15 protein-coding genes are annotated in these 15,223 nt (G+C 62.1%); 4 read left to right on the forward strand and 11 right to left on the reverse strand.

Annotation, left to right across the window (positions count from 1 at the left end; genetic code table 11):
• The first annotated feature begins 122 nt into the window (after positions 1–122).
• Both C7411_RS16110 and C7411_RS16115 read left to right on the forward strand, forming a co-directional pair.
• Complete coding sequence (locus C7411_RS16110; RefSeq protein WP_110385268.1) at positions 123–425, forward strand: type II toxin-antitoxin system TacA family antitoxin; 303 nt, start codon at positions 123–125, stop codon at positions 423–425.
• On the forward strand, positions 422–913 hold the full coding sequence (locus C7411_RS16115; RefSeq protein WP_110385269.1) for a GNAT family N-acetyltransferase: 492 nt from the start codon (positions 422–424) through the stop codon (positions 911–913). The genes C7411_RS16110 and C7411_RS16115 overlap by 4 nt, the downstream gene beginning before the upstream one ends.
• Before the next feature lie 244 nt (positions 914–1,157).
• On the opposite strand, the gene C7411_RS16120 is transcribed toward C7411_RS16115, so the two are convergent.
• Genes C7411_RS16120 through C7411_RS16130 form a run of 3 tightly spaced genes read right to left on the reverse strand, consistent with a single transcriptional unit; the run spans position 1,158 to position 2,897 of the window.
• Complete coding sequence (locus C7411_RS16120; protein WP_110385411.1) at positions 1,158–2,003, reverse strand: MBL fold metallo-hydrolase; 846 nt, start codon at positions 2,001–2,003, stop codon at positions 1,158–1,160.
• 18 nt (positions 2,004–2,021) lie between these two features.
• Positions 2,022–2,348, reverse strand: coding sequence for a hypothetical protein (locus tag C7411_RS16125; protein WP_110385270.1), 327 nt, complete (start codon positions 2,346–2,348; stop codon positions 2,022–2,024).
• A 6-nt stretch (positions 2,349–2,354) separates the two neighbouring features.
• Positions 2,355–2,897, reverse strand: a complete 543-nt coding sequence (locus C7411_RS16130; RefSeq protein ID WP_110385271.1) for a sugar ABC transporter — start codon at positions 2,895–2,897, stop codon at positions 2,355–2,357.
• Between the two features lie 162 nt (positions 2,898–3,059).
• Here C7411_RS16130 and C7411_RS16135 point away from each other — a divergent pair, with 162 nt between their 5' ends.
• Entirely contained in the window at positions 3,060–3,965 is a 906-nt protein-coding gene (locus C7411_RS16135) for a LysR substrate-binding domain-containing protein (RefSeq protein ID WP_110385412.1), read from the forward strand.
• Positions 3,966–4,634: 669 nt separating this feature from the next.
• Here C7411_RS16135 and C7411_RS16145 read toward each other — a convergent pair.
• Positions 4,635–5,477 carry an oxidoreductase gene (locus C7411_RS16145; protein ID WP_110385272.1) on the reverse strand — a complete coding sequence of 281 codons (843 nt, stop codon included), beginning with the start codon at positions 5,475–5,477 and terminating at the stop codon, positions 4,635–4,637.
• A gap of 135 nt (positions 5,478–5,612) precedes the next feature.
• On the opposite strand from C7411_RS16145, the gene C7411_RS16150 reads away from it, so the two are divergent.
• On the forward strand, positions 5,613–6,545 hold the full coding sequence (locus tag C7411_RS16150) for a LysR family transcriptional regulator (protein ID WP_221207019.1): 933 nt from the start codon (positions 5,613–5,615) through the stop codon (positions 6,543–6,545).
• Between the two features lie 30 nt (positions 6,546–6,575).
• Here the strand turns inward: C7411_RS16150 and C7411_RS16155 are convergent, their stop codons facing one another.
• The 7 genes from C7411_RS16155 to C7411_RS38630 form a co-directional block, all read right to left on the reverse strand.
• Positions 6,576–6,911 (reverse strand): GntR family transcriptional regulator, encoded by a 336-nt coding sequence (locus tag C7411_RS16155; RefSeq protein ID WP_207786534.1) that lies wholly within the window; start codon positions 6,909–6,911, stop codon positions 6,576–6,578.
• Positions 6,908–7,300 (reverse strand): Rossmann-fold NAD(P)-binding domain-containing protein, encoded by a 393-nt coding sequence (locus tag C7411_RS38920; protein WP_110385274.1) that lies wholly within the window; start codon positions 7,298–7,300, stop codon positions 6,908–6,910. The genes C7411_RS16155 and C7411_RS38920 overlap by 4 nt, the downstream gene beginning before the upstream one ends.
• The gene (locus C7411_RS16165) at positions 7,273–8,295 is read right to left on the reverse strand and encodes a dihydroorotate dehydrogenase-like protein (protein WP_110385275.1); all 1,023 of its coding nucleotides are present in this window, start codon (positions 8,293–8,295) and stop codon (positions 7,273–7,275) included. Before C7411_RS16165 ends, C7411_RS38920 begins: the two co-directional genes overlap by 28 nt.
• A gap of 43 nt (positions 8,296–8,338) precedes the next feature.
• Positions 8,339–11,917, reverse strand: a complete 3,579-nt coding sequence (gene nifJ, locus C7411_RS16170; protein WP_110385276.1) for a pyruvate:ferredoxin (flavodoxin) oxidoreductase — start codon at positions 11,915–11,917, stop codon at positions 8,339–8,341.
• A gap of 11 nt (positions 11,918–11,928) precedes the next feature.
• A complete protein-coding gene (locus tag C7411_RS16175) occupies positions 11,929–13,587 on the reverse strand; it encodes an NAD(P)-binding protein (protein WP_110385277.1) in 1,659 nt (552 codons plus the stop codon).
• 91 nt (positions 13,588–13,678) lie between these two features.
• Positions 13,679–14,953: an MFS transporter gene (locus C7411_RS16180; RefSeq protein ID WP_110385278.1), complete on the reverse strand. Its 1,275-nt coding sequence runs from the start codon at positions 14,951–14,953 to the stop codon at positions 13,679–13,681.
• A gap of 114 nt (positions 14,954–15,067) precedes the next feature.
• Positions 15,068–15,196, reverse strand: a complete 129-nt coding sequence (locus C7411_RS38630) for a hypothetical protein (protein WP_258365426.1) — start codon at positions 15,194–15,196, stop codon at positions 15,068–15,070.
• Positions 15,197–15,223 lie beyond the last annotated feature (27 nt).

Raw genomic sequence — 15,223 nt, forward strand, 5'->3', positions numbered from 1 at the left:
CATCCGCCGTTCCCCCGGAGCCCTGAATTCTCCAGTCGGCAGCATCGCCATCTTGCCGTAATGACGCAGTCATTACGATTCTGTTATACTCTAGCCTTCTTCAGTTTTTCAGGGAGGCCTCTATGCCTACCCCACACGCTGTCGCTCCAAAGCGCGAGGCGCTCAACATGCGAATCACGTCCGACGAGCGCAATCTGATCGACCGGGCCGCTGCTGCTCGGGGCCAGACGCGCACCGACTTCATTCTCGCGGCAGCGCGCGCCGCGGCTGAGGAAACGCTTGTCGAGACGGCGCTCGTCCGAGCGACACCCGAGGTCTTCGCCGAGTTCATGGCGCGCCTCGACGCTGCGCCTGCGCCGAACGAGCGCCTCAAACGCACCATGCGCACACCCGCACCCTGGGACGCTCCCAGCGGAGCGACATGACGCTGCGCGCACCAGAGCCCCTCTATAGCCACCATGTGCTCAAAGCCTTCGAGTCGGGGGAACCGAGCCTCGATGAATGGCTGAGGCGTCGCGCGCTCAAGAACCAAGCGAGCGGCGCCACGCGTACCTTCGTCGTCTGCGACGATGCGGGAGTGATCGCCTACTACGCGCTCGCCTCGGGCGCTGTCGATGTCGACGCGGCGCCAGGCCGTTTCCGCCGCAACATGCCTGATCCTATCCCCGTGGTCGTGCTCGCACGGTTGGCCGTCGATCGGGCTTGGCAGGGTAAAGGCGTGGCTCGGGCACTGATGCGCGATGCCGGCGCGCGCATCGCGCAGGCAGCGGACGTAATAGGGATTCGCGGCGTCATCGCGCACGCGCTCAACCAGGACGCGCACCGCTTCTATCTCGCGCTGGGCTTCGAGGTCTCGCCGCTTGCACCGATGACCGTCATGATGACGCTGGCGGACCTGAAGGCCGCGCTCTGATCCAGCGCGACACAAGCCTCTTGGGGCTGTGGATGACCATTTGGCGACGTGATCGGTTAGAGGTCGCCAGGAAGCGACGGTCGCCCATCTCAGCGGTTTGCCCTTCGAACGACAGCTTCAGCCTCGGCAACAGTCGTACGTCACGGGTCCGACAAGTCAGACTGGCGGACGTCACCCAGGGTGCTTCGTCAAGCGCCGGCCGAACGTCTACAGCAAGCGCCCCACAGTCAGCGACCGCCAGGGCTCACGCTTCGGCCCCGTAAAGCAGACCGTATTTCCCCCTCGTTCGCGTTATCCGCGCGAAACCGGCTTCGCCCAAATGCATGCCGGCGATCAGAAGCCGCTCGGAACTAACCTGGTCCAAAAGCCGGGCTCGTGTGGTCGCGGCCAAAGACGCGTCCTGATCGAACGCAATCGATACATCCGGCCGCTCAATTTGAATGTGAGGAAAGTGAACCACATCTCCCCAAACCAGCAGACCCGTATCGCCGGATTCGAGGAGATAGCCGGTGTGCCCGTCGGTGTGTCCCGGAAGTGACATCGCCCGGATACCGGGAAGCACATCCCCATCGTCGAAAGTACGGAGCGTGTCGCTGTAGCAGTCGAACACTCGGCGCGCGATAAGGAAGTTTCCGCGCGCCCGCTCGCTGGCTCGCGCCAGATTGCCGTCGTCCTGCCAGAACGTCACCTCTCGCTCGTGAACGACAAGCTGTGCGTCCGGAAAGGCCGTCTCTCCGGCGGCATCCAGCAGCCCCCCGACGTGGTCAGGATGGGCGTGTGTGAGCAGGACGGTGTCGATCGTGGACGGTTCGATTCCGGCAAGCAATAAATTGGGCTTCAGGCGACCGCCCCATTGCTTGATCCCACCAGCGCCACTGTCGATAAGCACGGTGCGGCCCGCTCCGCGCACCACGTAGCAGTTGATATGTACGGCAGCGGGCTCCTTCTGCCCCGCGTCGCCCTGCATTCTGGCGGCCTCCGCGACGTCGATATTCGAAAGGTAGTCGAGGCTGGCCGTGAGATAGCCATCGCTGATGGCGGTAATCGTGAAGTCGCCGACTTGCTGACTCGGAAACGTAAGGGTGGGCACCATGCTTCTCCAGACCAATTAATTTCGGGCGTGAATGTTCGACGCGGCGTAGCCGAAACAACGGATGCGCGCCGTGAAACCTGTGCGGCAAGCGATGGCGCTCTCGAGCGCTTCCATGAACCAGTTCATTACTGCCGGCGTGCGAAACATCTCAAGGCGATATTGGACTTCCACGAAAACGGGATGTCCGTGCCCATGCCGAACGTCCACATAGACGACGTGAACGTTTTTGAGTTCTGCTTCGAGTACGTTAGTGCAGAGTCGGACACAGTCGTCGGACAGGTCGGCAAGCTGTTCGTCGGACGGCACTTTCCCCGCGTGAAAGTAGAACGTGACGTTTGGCATCGCTGACTATCTTTCCTGCGCGGTCGAAGCCGTTCGAGCGCTGGTCAGTTGTTCCGTCATCGGCGCGTAAAGGTGAACGCCCTCAAGACCCTCGAAAAGACGGGCGTCGCCCAGACGCAGTTTTGCGAGCCAACGACGTTCCGGAAACTTCTCCAGCGCAACTGCTTGCATGGCCAACGGGTCGAGGCCCATTCGGATCAGCGAATCGGGGCCGCTTGCGCACAGCGCGAGCAGTTCGTCGGCGTTGACCGCGGGTGCCATACCAATATCGCTGTAGAGATTTCGATGCCAGTCGGTGATGTGTTGCTGCCACCTTGCGAAATTACCGCCGCCCTTGCGGCGATATTCGTCTCCCGTCAGAACGTCGAGACTGTCGATCGTGTGGACGGCCAGGTAGACAGGGCAACCATCGCTTGTCGCCTTGAAGCGCTGCGACGTGTGAAAGCCAGTCACCGAGATAAGAGCAGGCAGCTTTTCGAGACTATAGAAGTTGTTCCATTCGGCCTCGCTGGTGGGATCGGCGAAGCTGCATTCCACGGTGTAGATCATCGGATTGTCCTTGGTGGCGGATGCGCATCTCGCTGCAAGCGCCACTTTCATTGCGGTAAAGTAATGCTAGTCCGATGTTTCCCCCGTGGAAATCGAAATAAAGTCAGCCTTCAGTGACTTTTACTCAAGTTGCCGTCCATCCAATACCTCGGCCAGATTCCAGTGCGACGCAAGATCCCAAGCAACTCGGCGCTCCTGGCCTTCGAGGCAGCGGCGCGACACGGAAGCTTCTCCCGCGCCGCTGAGGAATTGGCGCTCACTGAGGGCGCCATCAGTCGTCAGATTGCTCGGTTGGAGTCGTTTTTGGGTGTTGCACTATTCGAGCGAGTCGGAAATCGCGTGCGGCTTGCACCGAATGGCACGCGATACGCAGTGCAGGTTCGTGAGAGTCTCGATCGGCTGGAACGCGACAGCCTGTATCTGATGGGGCAGCCCATCGAGGGCGCGAGCATCGATATCGCAGCCATTCCGACCTTCGCAACGCGTTGGCTCATCCCCCGGCTGAAGTGCTTTCAGGACAAGCACCCGAACATCACCGTGCATATCGCAGAACGGATGGACCCCTTCCTTCTTGCAGGTAGCGGTTTCGACGCAGCCATTCACTTCGAGCATCCCGCATGGGCGGGTATGCATTTGCATCACCTGCTCGAGGAGGTGTTGGTGCCCGTCTGCAGTCCGGCGCTCCTCGAGGACGCCGGCGCGAACACGCCGCTGGATGAACTGCCACGCCTTCACAGGCGGCAAAATCCGGACGCCTGGCAGCTTTATGCCCAAGAGTCCGGCATCGTGCTGACCAACTCTGCGATCGGTGCCCGTTACGATCTCCATTCCATGCTGATTGAGGCGGCGCTAGCCGGCTTGGGCGTGGCATTGGTGCCGCGCCTTTACATCGGGACAGAGCTTGAACAAGGCCGTTTGGTTGCGCCCTGGCCGGTGGGTAAAGGGGTCGCCAAAAACTTCAGCCTCGTTCTTCCCGAGCCAATCGAATTGAGTGCGGGGCCACTGCAGGCATTTGCGACATGGATTCTCGACGAAGCCCGAGGCTTGGCGCTTCAGGGCAGCACCTGAAGCTCATCGCAAACCGCGAACTCGCCAGGGTCTGTTCGCCAAGTGGTCGCCTCTCTTCGAACTGGCCTCCGCTCACCGCGACTCAACGAACGGCCGTTGTATCTCGCAAGCGGCCAAACGGGTCCGGTTGGGTCCAAGGGCTGCTTCGGGTCGCAAGAGGCTCGGCTCAACCCTACGGGGACAGTCGCGGCGTTTTTCCGAACGTCCGGTGCACGCGTCAAAGCCGCCGCCTGACAGCCACTACGAGGAGCGTACGAAACGCACGCCAAACTTTACGTTTGAGACGAGGAAGTCTCCTTCAGGCGTAATCACAAGGTTAGTGATGTTCTCACGCTGAAAGCTGTCGATCCGCGATTGGTCGTCAACACCGAGGCTGACGGTAAGCGCGCCACCCTAGTTCGCGGTCTCTTTGTAATCGTAGTCGACCGTCGATCCATAGCACGCGATCTCCCCGCCCGAGATAATTAACTCGGACGAAAAGTCATCTGCATCCACCGAACGCCCTCGCATTTGCGGCGGCAGTGGCAATTCATGCGCAACTCGACCCATTTTCTGTTCCTCCGCCGACACGTCTGTATTGCCAACGTCTCGTTTGGACTAACGTGCATGGTCATCATCTCGCACGGAGGCACCGGATCAGCCGGGCCGGGTGCGTCCGCGCGCGTTCCCTCAAGCCTCGTAATTCGTGCTTCTCGTAAGATGCTCCCACGTGTCGAAGTCGTGCTGCAGGTCGTCGAGCTTGGCGCGGACGAGATCGAGCGCATCGCCTCCGATGACGAGATGCAGCGGCGGCTGATCCGATTCCAGCGCAGCGATGATGGCTCGACTGCCGCGCATTGGATCGCCCTGCTGTTTTCCGTGCCCAGTGAGCACGCTGTCACGAGTCTTGCCGGCCGTGCTCGCATAATCTTCAAGGCGCATGCCGGACTGTTTCATCGATGCGCCCCGGAAATCGGTCCTGAATGCGCCCGGTTCGACAACCGTCACGCCGAGGCCTAGCGGACCGATCTCTTTCGCCAAGGTCTCGGAGAGTCCTTCGACAGCAAACTTCGTCATGTGATAGAAGCCTACGCCCGGGAACGTTGTCAGGCCACCAACCGAGCTGATGTTGACGATATGCCCTGCCCGGCGACTGCGCATGCCAGGCAGGGCCGCCTTGATCATGTTCCAGGTTCCATAGACATTCGTCTCGAACATCGCCTTGACATCGCTGTCCTCGCCCTCTTCGATCGCGGCCAGATATCCGTAGCCGGCGTTATTGACGAGCACGTCGACGGCGCCGAACCGTTCGTGAGCGGCGGCAACGGCGGCCTCTGCCTGCTCCGGGCGGGTCACGTCGAGCCTGACGGTCGCGACAGCGTCGCCATACTCGCGGCCGAGGTCCCCAAGGGCTGCCGTATCTCGCGCGCTTGCCATCACGCGATACCCCGACTCGAGCGCGCATCGGGCCAATGCCCGTCCCAGCCCTTTCGAACATCCTGTGATCAGCCACACCGCATTTTTCTTCAACATATTCGCTCCGTTCGTTCGCCGCGTTCGCCGTCGTCCACGAACCGGCATCCCGTGCCACAGCGGACTGCCGCAGCACCTTGACTGGATTTTAGTTACGCATATCCTTTCAATCATCCCGCACAATTCGAACGAGTCATGCAATCTAATGGAAAGATCGCGCGAGGAAGCCTTAACGACCTGTCCGCCTTCGCGACGGTTGCGAGAACACGGAGTTTCACGCGCGCGGCGGCCGAGCTTGGGGTGTCGAATTCGATGCTGAGCTATACAATCAAGCGGCTCGAACAGCGGCTCGGCATCGTATTGCTTGGACGGACAAGCCGCAGCGTCGCGCCGACGGAGGCAGGCGAGAAGCTACTGCTGACACTCGAGCCGGCGTTACAGGCCATCAATGCCACGTTGAGCGAGCTGGGCCAGGCACGCGACCAGCTCGTCGGTACCGTCCGCATCACCGCGACAAGGCAGGCTTACGAGGCCGTTATCCGGCCCGTGCTCGACACGTTCTGCGAGACATATCCGGACGCAATTGTGGAGGTCGTCATCGATTACGGATTTCGCGACATCGTGGCGGACCGCTTCGATGCCGGCATCCGACTCGGAGAGAAATTGCAGAAGGACATGGTCGCGTTGCGCGTCGGCCCCGCACTCCGGATGGCAGTCGTCACATCGCCCGCTTACCTGGCGCGGCATCCCGCGCCAAGAACGCCACAAGACCTCGCCATGCACCGCTGCATCAACTACCGGATGGTGTCCGCCGACACGCTTTATGCCTGGGAGTTCGAACGGGATGGCCAGCCGTTGAAGGTCGCCGTTTCGGGGCCACTCACGTTCAACGAGCCAGACCTCATGCTTCACGCCGCAGCGGACGGGCTTGGGGTCGCTTACGTTCTGGAACACGAGGCAGCAGACTGGCTTGCATCTGGCCGGCTGGTGAGCCTGCTGGACGACTGGACGGCTCCCTTCCCGGGCTTTTACCTCTACTACCCGTCCCGCAAGCAGATTTCTCCAGTACTGGCAGCACTCCTGACCCTTTTGCGAACGCGGCAACCTTCGCGGTCTGAAGCGGAGTGAACACCGGGATCAGTGATCGTAACCAGCTGATCACTCGATGGCTTGAGGCTTTGCCGGTCGCTTCGCATTGGCGTTGCGTTTCGCGGACAACGCCACGACGCGGGTACGTTGCGGCGCATGTTCGAGCACCGCCGAGGCATGCAGATAACTATCGGGAATCACTGCGCACACGCGCGTGCCGGAACCGCCTTGCCGCGTGACGTAACCTTCCGCACGCAATCGGTCGAACACGCTTTCCACCGTACCGCGCGAAAGTTTCCAGCGCTCGGCCAGCATCCGGCTCGACGGTAGTCTTGCGTCTTCAGGCAGCAAGCGCTCGAGAATCGCGTCGCACAGCGCACGGTAAGCCATTTCGTGTTTCGTCATGGTGCCATGGCCATGTGATTCCACGCTCGCGGGCAGCGGCAAATCGAGTGGAACGGGAGTTTTACCTCGTGCCATAGCGGTCTAATCGTAATTAGTATTTGTGGTATGCGGTCGAGGAACAAGATGGCGCGCACACCCTGCCTGGCCAGTTCTTCCAGTACCGCCGGGTCGAGCCTGTCGTTCACGAAAACGCATACCGCATCTGATCCCTGCACGAGCGAGACCGTCTGGTCCGACAGCGACGCTTGCTGGTAGACGAATGTCGCGTTCAGCCCTGCTCCATGGTGCTCAAGCGCCTCGTCCAGAAACCGCTGGTCGTACGGTTGACTGCTAAAAACGGTAATCCGCCTCCCCCTCTCCGCTACGCATCGAAATGGCGCCCGCTCCACGCCTGGAGCTGGGCGAGATACTGCGCGCGCGTGTACGCCCCCGGGTCTTTCAGCCGTGCAAAGCTCATCGCACCGCGGATACCATCAAGCGATGCAACGCCACGCGTCTCAAGCCACTCATCCAGTCCACGCAGTATCCTGCTGAAGCAGCCAGGGCCGTCGCGCAATACCGCTGACGTCACCATGACCACATCTGCGCCCGCATACAGGTATTTGATCACCTGTTCGGCATTCCCTACTCCCGTGGACGCGGCGAGCGACGCCTGCACACGTCCCGCCAGCAGTGCGATCCACTGTAGCGGCAAGCGCATGTCGGCAGGCTGGCTCAGGACCAGCTCGCTCGACAGGGTGAGCCGGTGCAGATCGATGTCCGGCTGCACAAAACGGTTGAATACCACCAGCCCGGAGGCTCCGGCCTCCGCGAGACGTCTCGCCATATTGCCGACGTTCGTGAAGTACGGCCCGATCTTCACGGATAGCGGGATGGTGAGTTCTGCGTGGAGTTCCTGCACGATCCTGACATAGCGCATCTCGATCTCTGAACCGCTTTCCGAAAGATCGGTCGGTACCGCATAGAGGTTCAACTCCAGCGCGTGCGCACCGGCCTGCTGGAGCCGCCGCCCATGGTCCAGCCAGCCCCCGGGTGTCGTCCCGTTCATGCTCGCGACCACGGGGATCGACAGGCGGTCGCGCGCGCGATGCACCAGATCCAGGTAACGCTCAGGAAGAAGCCCGTACGGACCGGAGGCAATGTGCAGCGGCGGGAGATAGTGTCGGGGAGCTTCGGCGCTGTGATCGACACCCATCGAGAGGATCGCTTCCCGCCGACTGCCCACTGCTTCGATCTGCTCCTCAAAGAGCGACGGCAACACGACAGCCGCCGCGCCCGCATCCTCCAGACGCAACAGGTGGTCGAGTTCCGCATTCGCGGGCGATGCTGATGCCACAAGCGGGTTGCCCAGCACCAGCCCGAGCCAGGATGTTGTCAGGTCCATTGCATTTTCTCCTCGTCGTACGTCCGGGCGCGGCCTGCGGCCATCATGCGTCGACCCTGTCGGCATCCTTTATGGACGGCGCATTGCTCCAGAACCGGCTGCCGTCCCGGGCCGCAAGATCCTCGTACTGCCGAAACTTCTCGTCGACCCATCGTTGCGCAGCATCCAGCAGATGGGCGGCCGCGTCACCATCGCTTTCAGCCAGCGCGCTGTAACGGATCTCGTTGTACGCATAGTCTTTCAACGTGATGGAAGGCCGCATCGAGTCGAGCTGGAAAGGATTTGCGCCGACCTGTCGCATGGTCGGGTTATAGCGGAATAAAGGCCAGTAACCGCTTTCGGTCGCCAGCGCCTGCTGGTGCATACCCTGGCGCATGTCGATACCGTGCGCGATGCAATGGCTATACGCGAGAATCAGCGACGGCCCGTCGTACGCCTCTGCCTCACGAAACGCCTGCAGCGTCTGTTGTGGGTTGGCACCCATCGCGACCTGGGCGACGTAAATGTTGCCGTAGGCGATCGCCTGCAATGCCAGGTCCTTTCTCGGCACGCGCTTGCCGGCGGCCGCAAACTTGGCAACCGCCGCGAGTGGCGTTGCCTTCGACGATTGTCCGCCCGTATTCGAATACACCTCCGTGTCGAGCACGAGCACGTTCACATCGCGCCCCTGCGCAAGCACATGATCGAGACCGCCATAGCCGATGTCGTAGGCCCAGCCGTCCCCGCCCACCAGCCAGATACTGCGTCGAACCAGATGATCGACCACCGACAGCAGATCGCTTGCGCGCGCATCGGCGGGAAGCGCAAGCAGTCGGGTTTTGAGCAGTGTCACACGCTCGCGCTGTACGCGAATGTCGGACTCCTGCGTCTGGCGTGCCTCCAGAATGGCTGTCACAAGATCTTCGCCAACCTGTGGAGCAAGCTCTTTCAGCCGGCGGTGCGCGAGCGCCAGATGCTGATCGGCAGCGAGCCGGAAGCCCAGCCCGAACTCCGCATTATCCTCAAACAGCGAGTTCGACCACGCTGGGCCCCGTCCCTCCTGATCCTTCGACCACGGCGTGACCGGCAGATTGCCACCGTAGATCGATGAGCAGCCCGTGGCGTTCGCAATCTGCAGGCGGTCGCCGAAAAGCTGACTCAACAGGCGTAGATAAGGCGTCTCACCACACCCCGCGCACGCGCCCGGAAACTCAAACAGTGGTTGAAGGAACTGCACGCCCCGCACGTTTGCAAAGTCGACCCGGGCCCGATCATTGACGGGAAGCGACTCGAAGAAGTGGATGTTCCTGCGCTCCGTTTCCAGAACGGGCAGCTTGTCCACGATATTCAGGGCCTTCGTCTCGGGCTCCACGGCGCTGTATGCCGGACAGGCCTCGACGCACAGCCCGCATCCCGTGCAATCCTCGATATAGATCTGCAGCGAAAAGCGCGCCTCCGGATAACCGCGCGCATTGACAGGCGCGGAGGGAAATGAGCCAGGGGCGCCGGCCAGGCGATCTTCGTGAAAGTAACGGGCGCGGATCACGCCATGGGGGCACACGAAGCCACATTGCCCGCACTGGATGCACAGGTCGCTGCGCCACTGTGGCACCGTGTCGGACACGTTGCGCTTCTCGTAGGCGCTGGTGCCCGACGGAAACGTGCCATCTGCAGGCATCAGGCTGACGGGAATGGCATCACCTTTGCCCGCGAACATCATCGCGGTGACGTCGCGCACGAACTCCGGCGCATCGATCGGCACGATTGGGGGAGGCTCGCCCCCATCCGCCGCCTCCGGCACCTTCACCTGCTGCATTCGCGCCAGCGCGCCGTCGACTGCAGCGTCGTTCATCTGCACGACCCGCTCGCCCTGCCGTCCATACGTTTTACGGATGGCCTTCTTGATCGCCAGGATGGCCTCATCGCGTGGCAGTACACCAGACAGCGCAAAAAAACAGGTTTGCAGCAGCGTGTTCACGCGAAAGCCCAGGCCCAGTTCGCGCGCGGCAGCGGACGCGTCGATCACGTAGACGTTGAGCTTGCGGTCGATGATCGTCTGCTGCACCGGTCGTGGCAGGTACGCCCATACCGCGTCGGCAGCATATGGGGCGTTGAGCAGGAAAGTCGCGCCCGGCGCGGCATATTGCAATACGTCCACGCGCTCCAGGAAGTCGAAACGATGGCATGCGACGAAGCCAGCCCGGCTGATCAGGTACGGGGCGTGAACCGGACGCGGGCCGAATCGCAGATGCGAGACCGTCTGCGCGCCGGACTTGTGCGAGTCGTACACGAAGTAGCCCTGCGCATAGTTGCCGGTGTCCTCGCCGATGATCTTCACACTGTTCTTGTTTGCGCCGACCGTGCCGTCTGCGCCCAGTCCATAGAACACCGCACGCGTTACGTCATCCGGTTCGATGTCGAATGCTGGATCGTAGTCGAGACTCAGATGCGTGACGTCGTCCTCGATCCCCACGCTGAAGCTATGACGCGGCTGCGATTGCTCCAGCTCATCGAACACGGCCTTCACCATCGCCGGCGTGAAGTCCTTGCTCGAGATTCCGTAGCGGCCGCCGGTCACCAGCGGCAGTGATGCGCGCTCGCCGCGACTGAACGCGTTTGCCAGCGTCGCGACCACGTCCTGGTAAAGCGGCTCGCCCGACGCGCCCGGCTCCTTGGTCTGTTCAAGGACCGCGATACGCGTGACCGAAGCTGGGAGTTCCGCCAGGAGATGTGCGGCAGAAAACGGCCGGTAGAGCCGCACCTGAAGCACGCCCACCCTGCGGCCCTGCGCGACAAGCGTCTTGACAGTTTCCTGCACGGTTTGCGCGCCCGATCCCATCAGCACGACAACGTGCTCCGGCTCCGGTGCGCCTGAATATTCGAACAGGCGGTAGCGACGCCCGGTCAGGTCACCAAAGCGGTCCATGAGCTTTTCGACAATGCCCGGCACCGCATCGTAATAACGGTTCACCGCCTCGCGGGCCTGGAAATAGGTGTCGGGATTATGTGCCGTGCCGCGCACGAACGGCCGCTCGGGACTCAGGGCGCGGCCGCGATGCGCACGGATCAGTCCGTCGTCGATCATCGCGTGCAGGACATTATCGTCGAGCAGTTCGAGCGTGTTCAACTCATGCGACGTACGAAATCCATCAAAAAAATGAAGGAACGGCACGCGTGATTCCAGCGTGGCGGCCTGTGCAATGAGTGCGCTGTCGTGCGCCTCCTGAACCGATGCGGCGCTGAGCAGTGCAAAGCCGGTCATGCGCGCGGCCATGACGTCCGAGTGATCGCCGAAGATTGACAGTGCTGACGTCGCGAGTGAGCGAGCCGCCACATGAAAGACCGTAGAAGTCAGCTCGCCTGCTATCTTGTACATGTTGGGCAGCATCAGCATCAGCCCCTGCGACGCGGTAAACGTTGTCGTCAATGCGCCCGACTGCAACGCGCCGTGCACTGCGCCCGCGGCACCTCCTTCAGCCTGCATTTCCTGCACGACCGGCAGGTTGCCCCACAGATTTGGAACGCCCTCCGCCGTCCATTGATCCGCCAGCTCGGCCATCGGGGAAGACGGCGTGATCGGGAAGATCGCACACACTTCGTTCAGCTTGTAGGCAACGGTCGCGACCGCCGTGTTGCCGTCCATTGTGCTCCGGGTCATCGCGGGACCTCCCCTGCAGGTATAGCTGCCACGTCCGTTTCCGGCACCATGTCGATCGCGTGGCAAGGACATTGTTCGAAACAGACTGCGCAGCCGGTGCAGCGCTCAAGCTTGACCTCATAACCCCGGGTCGGCCCGAGCCGGTCAATTGCACTGGTCGGACACGCGGCGTAGCAGTTGTCGCACTCGTAGCAGTTCCCACACGAGAGGCAACGACGCGCCTCATGGCGAGCCTGGGCTTCGTCAAGGCTGCCAAGCACCTCCCCGAAACTGTCACGCTCGCCGACGGGCAGTGTCGGTTGCAAAGACGGCATTGCGTCGCTGTAGAGCGGCAGGTGCAGCGTATCGAACCCAACGATCGCGTGACGTTCAGACCTGGCGAGCGCTGCGCCGTTGAGCCACGCGTCGATGTTGCGGGCCGCGCGCTTGCCGTGGCCGGTCGCCGTCGTTACCGTACGGTTTGCCGGTGTCATGTCGCCGCCCGCGAAGATGCCGGCGCAGCCCGTCTGAAAATCTTCGCCGACGATCACCGTACCATCTGGCGCGAAGCCGATGCCCGGCACGTTGCGCAGGAATCCCGTGTCGGTTTGCTGGCCGATTGCGAGAATTAGCGAATCGGCCTCCAGCGTCTCGTATTGGCCGGTTGGCTGCGCGCGGCCGTGCTCGTCAAGACGCATCTTTTCTACCTGGACCGACGTCCCGTCAACCTCCCGGATGCTCGAGAGCCACCGGATGCGCACACCTTCTTCCATAGCCTCAGCAGCTTCGAAGGGCAACGCACCCATGTGCTCCCGGTCCCGGTAATAGACAATCAGTGCATCTTCCGCGCCCAGGCGACGTGCGGTGCGTGCCGCGTCCATCGCAGTGTTGCCGCCGCCATATACGACCACGCGCCGCCCCAATAGCGGCCGCTCGCCGATGCCGGTTGCGCGCAGCATAGTGACCGCATCGAGCACCCGTGCGGCGTCGCGAGCCGGGATGTCAATGTGCCGGGCCACCTGGGCGCCTATTGCAAGCAATACCGCATCGAAGTTGCCTGCAGCCTTTTCTGCTAGCACGTCACCCACCTTGCGGTTCAGCACGATCCGGATACCGAGCGACTCTAGCCGGCTGATCTCATGGCTCAGCACGTCGCGCGGCAACCGGTACGCAGGAATCCCGAAGTGCAGCATGCCGCCAGCTACCGGGCCCGCCTCATGGATCTCGACCGCATGACCGCGCAGCGCAAGATGCCATGCTGCGGAGAGACCGCACGGCCCGGCACCCACGATCAGCACGCGCTTGCCAGTGGGCGGTGCTGACGTGACGTGCCAGCCGTGCTCAAGCGCCTGGTCGCCGAGAAAGCGCTCTACCGCATGCACGGAGACGGCACTGTCGAGCGCGCCACGATTGCACGCCGTCTCGCATGGGTGATAGCAGACGCGACCATGGATGGCGGGAAACGGATTGTCCGTGACCAGACTTCGCCAGGCGGCTTCGTACTTCCCGGCCTGCGCCAGTGCGAGCCAGCCCTGGATGTCCTCACCTGCGGGGCAGGCGTCGTTGCACGGCGGCAGCAGATCGTGCCAGACCGGATGCTGCGTGCGCACCGGCCCCGTCGCCTGCCGACGGGTCAGGTCCACGGCTGGACTCATGTTTTCCAGACGGATGTTCATTCGAACCTCCATTCGTATGTAGGGTATCGGCGGATTCGCGCTCCAGTCTCTGTATGCCGGATGTCGCGACCCGTCGCAGAAACAAGAGCACCTATCTCGTGGTCCTCGCCTGTGGCCCGGTTTCCCTCAGAAACAGAGCAAGCAACATCGCGACGACAATGCCACCAAGCAGCCAGGCCCCGGCCTGCCGGAAGACGGGCAGACTGATCGGACCACCGGCAGCGTAGTGCGTGAGCAGCCGCCCGAACACTGGTGTCAGCCAGGCGCTGAAGGTGAACACCAGGAAGTTGATCGCCCCGGTCGCACTGCCCTTGACGTTATCCGGATTGACTTCCTTGATCACCGAGTACGGCAGCATCGCCGCACCCGAACCGACACCCAGCAACAGGCCGAGCACATAGCGAGGTGCAACGCCCGGCGGCAGATAGAGGATGGCCGCACCGGACGCGAGCATCAGCAGCGCACCCGCGAGCAGCACCGGCTTGCGGCGGCCGAAATGGTCGGACAGATAGCCCAGCAGCGGACAGCCGATGACCCAGCCGAGCGGCACCATGCTTGCGCGGTTCACCGCCTCCGCGTAGCTAACCTCCAGCCCGTTACGCAGAAACGGCACGCCCCAGATCATGTCGCCGATTGTCGTCGGCAGGAACAGCAGACCCGCGCAAAAGCCACACAGGTACGACTGCGGGTTGGTCAGCACTGTCCGGTAAGGGGCAAACATCTTCGCCCACGAACCCTGGCTCGCAGGGCCTGCGTCGTGACCGGCAGGTGTCGCGAGAAACACGAGCATCGCGATCACAAAAAGCCCTGCGCCCGACAGCCACCAGAACTGCTGCCACGTGATGAGGCCATGAATGATGGGGCCTACGGCGAACTGCCCAGCCGAGCCGCCAAGCATCCCGAAGCACTGCGTGAACCCGACTGCAGTTGCAAGGTAGCGCGGTGGAAAACCATGGGTCGCGAGATACACTGCCCCCGTAAAGGCGCAGGCGGACCCGGCGCCCTGCATGAGCCGGCCAATCCCTGCCGTCTGGACGCCCCCGATACCGAACAGGACCGCTCCAATGGCGACGAGCACGATTCCCACCGGAATCACACTCTTCCCGCCGAGCCGGTCAAGCGCTGCGCCCGCGATGATGGAAAACAGCGAATAGGTGTAGTAGTACAGGCCGACCAGTGCACTGACACCGACCGCATCGCGACCGAACGCCGCGGACAGCTCCGGGACCATTACGCCTGGCGCCGATCGCAACGCATACTGTACGAAGTAGAAGATGATGCAGAAGAGCCACGCGATCACGAAGCCAATATGCACGGGCTCACGAGCAGTCAAGGTCGGCGAAGAACGGGACGGTACACTGGCCATCGGAATCTTCCTGTCTTAGCGACTAGATTAAAGAGTCTGGGAGGTCTGCTTCTGTAACGGGCTCGCGTTACGCGGACGCGGCAATCCACGCAGCGATGCCGGGCCAGGTCTCTTTCAACGTACGCGAGCCCATGAAAAGACCGCCCTGCTCCAGCGGACGATCGCACCTTCACGATCAGAACAGATCAACGCATCAGGGCCCTGTTCGACGATCATCGTATCCAGTGCCACGGTATTCGCCATGATCGTGTCCTTAAGTTAAGGCATGGT

Source organism: Paraburkholderia silvatlantica, assembly GCF_003096715.1.
GTDB classification, from domain to species: domain Bacteria; phylum Pseudomonadota; class Gammaproteobacteria; order Burkholderiales; family Burkholderiaceae; genus Paraburkholderia; species Paraburkholderia silvatlantica.

Excerpts from the sequence above, each read along its gene's own strand:
- C7411_RS16165 (WP_110385275.1), bottom strand. The coding sequence starts at position 8,295 with ATGGACCTGACAACATCCTGGCTCGGGCTGGTGCTGGGCAACCCGCTT.
- C7411_RS16175 (WP_110385277.1), bottom strand. The coding sequence starts at position 13,587 with ATGAACATCCGTCTGGAAAACATGAGTCCAGCCGTGGACCTGACCCGT.
- C7411_RS16130 (WP_110385271.1), bottom strand. The coding sequence starts at position 2,897 with ATGATCTACACCGTGGAATGCAGCTTCGCCGATCCCACCAGCGAGGCC.
- C7411_RS16110 (WP_110385268.1), top strand. The coding sequence starts at position 123 with ATGCCTACCCCACACGCTGTCGCTCCAAAGCGCGAGGCGCTCAACATG.
- C7411_RS16145 (WP_110385272.1), bottom strand. The coding sequence starts at position 5,477 with ATGTTGAAGAAAAATGCGGTGTGGCTGATCACAGGATGTTCGAAAGGG.
- C7411_RS16125 (WP_110385270.1), bottom strand. The coding sequence starts at position 2,348 with ATGCCAAACGTCACGTTCTACTTTCACGCGGGGAAAGTGCCGTCCGAC.
- C7411_RS16155 (WP_207786534.1), bottom strand. The coding sequence starts at position 6,911 with ATGACGAAACACGAAATGGCTTACCGTGCGCTGTGCGACGCGATTCTC.
- C7411_RS16180 (WP_110385278.1), bottom strand. The coding sequence starts at position 14,953 with ATGGCCAGTGTACCGTCCCGTTCTTCGCCGACCTTGACTGCTCGTGAG.
- C7411_RS38630 (WP_258365426.1), bottom strand. The coding sequence starts at position 15,196 with ATGGCGAATACCGTGGCACTGGATACGATGATCGTCGAACAGGGCCCT.
- nifJ (WP_110385276.1), bottom strand. The coding sequence starts at position 11,917 with ATGGACGGCAACACGGCGGTCGCGACCGTTGCCTACAAGCTGAACGAA.
- C7411_RS16150 (WP_221207019.1), top strand. The coding sequence starts at position 5,613 with ATGCAATCTAATGGAAAGATCGCGCGAGGAAGCCTTAACGACCTGTCC.
- C7411_RS16115 (WP_110385269.1), top strand. The coding sequence starts at position 422 with ATGACGCTGCGCGCACCAGAGCCCCTCTATAGCCACCATGTGCTCAAA.